The organism is Gilliamella sp. App6-5, from assembly GCF_001690525.1.
Lineage (GTDB): Bacteria > Pseudomonadota > Gammaproteobacteria > Enterobacterales > Orbaceae > Gilliamella > Gilliamella apicola_H.
This window is the reverse complement of the sequence record NZ_LZGT01000055.1, coordinates 1-3,765: the sequence shown is the minus strand read 5'-3', so window position 1 is coordinate 3,765 and position 3,765 is coordinate 1. Positions and strand designations below refer to the sequence as shown.

Genomic DNA, 3,765 nt, shown 5'->3' with positions numbered 1-3,765 from the left:
AGCATAGACTTTTTTACCCCACTGACTTAAACGAATCTCGTTGGCTTTCTCTTTATCTGCTTCCCAGATATGCCGTGTGATGACTTTCTGTGTATTTTTACTCTGTGTACACTGTGACAATAACGGACAGATTTTGCAGGTTGTTGCATCAGAATGATAATGACGATAACCTTCCCTGCTGGTAGTTTTATATATTAATGTTTGCCCGTTTGGGCAAGTATAAGTATCGTTTTGACTGTTATAGATAAACTGCTTTTTTCTGATGGGATTCGCACCATGGGTGGGACGACGATAACCCAACACCGGATATATCTGCTCTGCCAGCAGTAAATGGCAAATGGGAGCCGTAAAATAACCCGCATCAAGACCGACACCAACCGGATTAAAGCCAAACCGCTCTAACTGGCGTTTTAATCGAGCCATGTAAGGCTGGGAATCATGGATATTTCCGGCAGTGACATAGGTATCGGTAATTAAATTATGTTTGCCATCAACCGTTCGGTGATCTAAGTAGAAGAATCCTTTAGGCTTGCCTTCCCGATGCATAAAGCCACTGTCTGGATCTGTTGTACTGACTTTAACCTCCTTGTATTTCTCTACCGTCGATGGCTTTAAGGCTTTTTTCCGTTTAATTCTCTTTCTGCGTTGATGGCTTGATTAAGCGCATCAATATATTGACTGGGCTCAACAATACGCTGCTCATTACGTGCCTTGCCTTTATTGGCATTTGCTTTTAGGTGAGTACTGTCCGTATATAAAACCCGACTACTTATCAACCCTTTGGCAATGGCCTGCTCAACAATATTATCAAAAATCTGTTGATAGATTTCACTGTCATTAAACCGACGGCGACGATTTTGGCTAAGTGTTGAGGCGTCAATCACTTTTTCGGTTAATCCCATTCCCAGAAACCAGCGGTAAGCTAAATTGACCTGAATTTCCTGAACCAGACGACGTTCACTGGGGATACCGAAAAGATACCCCAATAGCATGATTTTAAACAGTCTGACTGGATCTTCTGCCGGACGACCGTTATTCGGGCAATAAAGTGGTGCTACCGCTTCTCGAATAAATTCAAAATCAATGACTTTAGCTATTTTACGAACAAGATGATTTTGAGGGACAAGCGCATCTAGTGAGATTTGCTCTATTTTTTCTGGTGTCGCTGGAGTTGGTTTTTTTAGCATAGAAGAATTCCTCTTATAATGGACTCCTCTCTATTAGATCAAAGAACTCGCCAAAAAGCGAGTTCTTTGTCATCAATCTGAAACCAAAAACTTTTGGTTTCTTTTATTGCTACGATAAAATAGCATCAAACAAACTATTTAATCAGCCACCACAGTATTATTTGCTGGCCATACCGCCATAAATGATTAACATAGCAACAACACCGATTGCCAATATCGCAGTAGTATGTTGGGTTTTGAAACGATACTTTTTCACTTCACCAACTGAAAGATATCTATTTTGGCTCTTACTTTGATAGTAATAGTACATTGGTAAACCTAGTAACGTTAGCACTATTGAGGCAATACCGTTTTCTGTTTGATGAATCAACATACCATAGATGACATAAAGAGATCCTGCAATAGCAATAATAGGGATAACGGGGTAGCCAATGACTTTATAAGATCTTGGTATAGTAGGGTATTTTTTTCTAGCTATAATAACACCAACAAACGTTAATAAATAAAAAACCCAAATCGAAAACATCGAAATTTCAGACAAACGATCGGCATCTAATAATACCGAATATAAAAATGAAAAAACGACAAGGACTAAAATTGCATTTACTGGTGAACGACTGTCTTCATCTATTGTACTTAAATAACGTGCACCAACAATATTGCCGCGCTCAGCCATACTAAAAATAGTACGTGATAATGTCATAATATAGCCATTAATTCCGCCCAAAATTGACACCATAATACCAACTGCAACCAAATTACCACCTAAATGCCCAAATAGGCGTTGTGATGCAACAGAAGAAGCGTCATGTCCTAATGAGACCATTTCTTGAACTGGAAAAATTTTAAATAAGGCAATATTAATACAAGCGTAAACAATGACTAAAAATATAATCCCCAAAATAATGGCTTTCGGCAATACTTTAGCTGGCTTATTAATTTCACCCGCAACCGATGCCACTTGAGCCCAACCATCATAGGCAAATAATGTCGCTAAAATCGCAACAGCAAAAGGGGCATATGTCTCAATCCCTTGACCACTAGCACTAAATAATGCAACTTGTCCATTTCCTTCACATAATCCAAATATCGCCAATAGTATTATTGGAAACAATTTACAAGCCGTCGCAATGGTTTGAAGATACCCCGCTTCTTTGACACCAATTGCATTAATAAAAGCAATAAAACCTAATGCTCCAGCACCTACTGCCATTTTGTACGTATTTTCAATATCAAATAATGAACAAAACACCGAACTAAAATAGCCCACTAATGCACCAATCAAAGCAGGTGAAAAAATCACTGTCATCATCCAACCATAAAGATGAGAAATTTTAGCGCCATAGATTTTTTCTAAATAAACGAGCATCCCCCCAGTTTTTGGAAACATTACACCGAGTTCACAAAGTGTTAACCCGCCACAAATAGAAATAACACCACCAATTATCCATGCTAACAGTGCGTAATGATAATCACCTGCTACCTCTAATACTGCTGGTGGTTTCATAAAAGCACCTGCTCCTAAAACCATTCCCACAACCAGTGATAATGCAGAAATTAAACCAAGATCTTTCCGCAAGTTATTTTCTAAATTGTGATCTGCCATAAAGATCCCCTTAAATATATAAATAAACGTGAAAAATTTAGTTATGATAGGGATTTATTTATAAAATACAAGCAAGATTCATTTTAGTTAATTAAAAAGTTTCAAAAATCAGAATGCTAAAATAAACAAAAAGTCAGCACAAAGCTGACTCAGATTGATGACAAACCTCGATATAATTCGGGGTTTATTTTTTTATTTAAACCATAAATAGGATTTTTAATTTGGATTTTATTAAATAAATTAAAAAATAGCTTAAAAAAACGTAACAAAAATAGCTTTATCGCTATTTTCTTGATATTTTGAGCCGTTGCGGCCAATAAACACTGCATTTGAACCTGCGCTCTTCCTCTAAATCGTGCATAGCGATGTCCGTGATGTTGTTTAGCATCAGCAAAGCTGCGCTCTATGGTTTCTTTTCGCCGAGCATAGACTTTTTTACCCCACTGACTTAAACGAATCTCGTTGGCTTTCTCTTTATCTGCTTCCCAGATATGCCGTGTGATGACTTTCTGTGTATTTTTACTCTGTGTACACTGTGACAATAACGGACAGATTTTGCAGGTTGTTGCATCAGAATGATAATGACGATAACCTTCCCTGCTGGTAGTTTTATATATTAATGTTTGCCCGTTTGGGCAAGTATAAGTATCGTTTTGACTGTTATAGATAAACTGCTTTTTTCTGATGGGATTCGCACCATGGGTGGGGCGGCGATAACCCAACACCGGATATATCTGCTCTGCTAGCAGTAAATGGCAAATGGGAGCCGTAAAATAACCCGCATCAAGACCGACACCAACCGGATTAAAGCCAAACCGCTCTAGCTGGCGTTTTAATCGAGCCATATAAGGCTGGGAATCATGGATATTTCCAGCTGTGACATAGGTATCGGTAATTAAATTATGTTTGCCATCAACCGTTCGGTGATCTAAGTAGAAGAACCCTTTAGGCTTGCCTTCCCGATGCATAAAG

Annotated in this window: 2 protein-coding genes and 1 pseudogene; all 3 read right to left on the bottom strand. The window is 38.3% G+C overall.

Translation table 11 applies throughout. From position 1 onward, the window contains the following. Positions 1–1,187 (bottom strand): annotated as a pseudogene (locus A9G24_RS13155) (IS1182 family transposase); the annotation flags it as partial. Positions 1,188–1,344: 157 nt separating this feature from the next. Then, positions 1,345–2,793, bottom strand: a complete 1,449-nt coding sequence (locus A9G24_RS06980; RefSeq protein WP_065638367.1) for an APC family permease — start codon at positions 2,791–2,793, stop codon at positions 1,345–1,347. A gap of 149 nt (positions 2,794–2,942) precedes the next feature. Next, positions 2,943–3,765: transposase (locus tag A9G24_RS06975; RefSeq protein WP_255307231.1), on the bottom strand; the 823-nt coding region annotated here is incomplete at its 5' end.